The organism is Scytonema sp. PCC 10023 (assembly GCF_963920835.1).
Lineage (GTDB): Bacteria > Cyanobacteriota > Cyanobacteriia > Cyanobacteriales > Nostocaceae > Kalymmatonema.
Genome location: NZ_CAWUDP010000298.1, coordinates 1 through 1392, shown reverse-complemented (window position 1 = coordinate 1392; position 1392 = coordinate 1). Strand labels below are relative to the sequence as shown.

Genomic DNA, 1392 nt, shown 5'->3' with positions numbered 1-1392 from the left:
TTTACCGAGAATTGAAGGGTGAAAGCCCCTGCATTTATGCATGGGGATGAAACCCGTTCGCGCAGCGTGCCCGTCAGGGCTTAGGGGAATTTATTCCCCGTCAAGATATCTGTGCTATAATTACGCTATAGAGTTGAGCGTAAAAGTGCTGGTATTTGAGGCAAAATTGGAAGGAACAAACGAGCAGTATGGAAAGCTGGATGAAGCTATCCGTACTGCCCGATTTGTTCGGAACAGTTGCCTGAGATACTGGATGGACAACAAAGACATCGACAAATATGACTTGAGTGCATATTGTGCTGTCCTTGCAAAAGAATTCGAGTTTGCTGCTAACCTTAACTCTATGGCTCGTCAAGCTAGTGCAGAGCGAGCTTGGGCAGCAATATCTCGGTTCTACGACAACTGCAAGAAAAATAAGCAAGGATTGAAAGGATATCCACGCTTTAAGAAAGAACAAACACACGGTTCTGTTGAATATAAGACCAGTGGCTGGAAGCTTTCTTCTGATAGACGGTACATCACGTTTTCCGATGGGTTTGAAGCGGGGACTTTCAAGATGTGGGGAACCCGTGATTTGCACGAATACCAGTTGAAGCAGTTTAAACGGGTGCGGGTTGTCCGTCGAGCAGATGGGTACTACGCGCAGTTTTGTATCGACCAGGAACGTTTGGAGAAACGGGAACCAACCGCCCACAATGTTGGCATCGATGTTGGCTTGAGTCACTTCTACACCGATTCTGACGGTCAGACTGTTGCAAATCCGCGTCATCTCCGCAAGTCTGAAAAGTCTTTGAAGCGACTTCAACGTCGGTTGTCCAAGACTAAGAAGGGTTCTAAAAACAGAGCGAAGTTTAGAAACAAACTTGCTCGTAAACACCTGAAAGTAGCTCGCCAGCGTAAAGACTTTGCCATCAAGACGGCAAGGTGCGTAGTGATGTCTAACGACCTCGTGGCGTATGAAGACTTGAAGGTACGAAACATGGTGAGGAATCGACACCTCGCCAAGTCAATATCTGATGCAGCGTGGACTCAGTTTCGGAGTTGGGTTGAGTATTTCGGCAAAGTATTTGGCGTGGTCACGGTTGCTGTTCCACCCCACTACACTTCCCAAAACTGTTCTAATTGCGGGAAGGTCGTCAAGAAGTCTTTGAGCGTTAGGACGCATACTTGTTTGCATTGTGGACATACTCAAGATAGAGACCATAACGCTGCACGAAACATACTTGAGAAAGGACTCCGTACCGTGGGGCACACGGGAACGTTAATCGCCTCTGGAGACATCGACCTCTATTCTGGTGAAGAAATTCCTCAGAACAAGCCGAGTCGTGGAAAGAGGAAACCCAAGAAGTGATTCCTGGAATCCCCCGCCTTTAGGCGTGGGGAGGATGTCAA

Annotated in this window: 1 protein-coding gene; it reads left to right on the top strand. The window is 47.6% G+C overall.

What is annotated here, in order from left to right:
• The first annotated feature begins 145 nt into the window (after window positions 1–145).
• Window positions 146–1351 (top strand): RNA-guided endonuclease InsQ/TnpB family protein, encoded by a 1206-nt coding sequence (locus ACM0OZ_RS48825; RefSeq protein WP_414590156.1) that lies wholly within the window; start codon window positions 146–148, stop codon window positions 1349–1351.
• Window positions 1352–1392 lie beyond the last annotated feature (41 nt).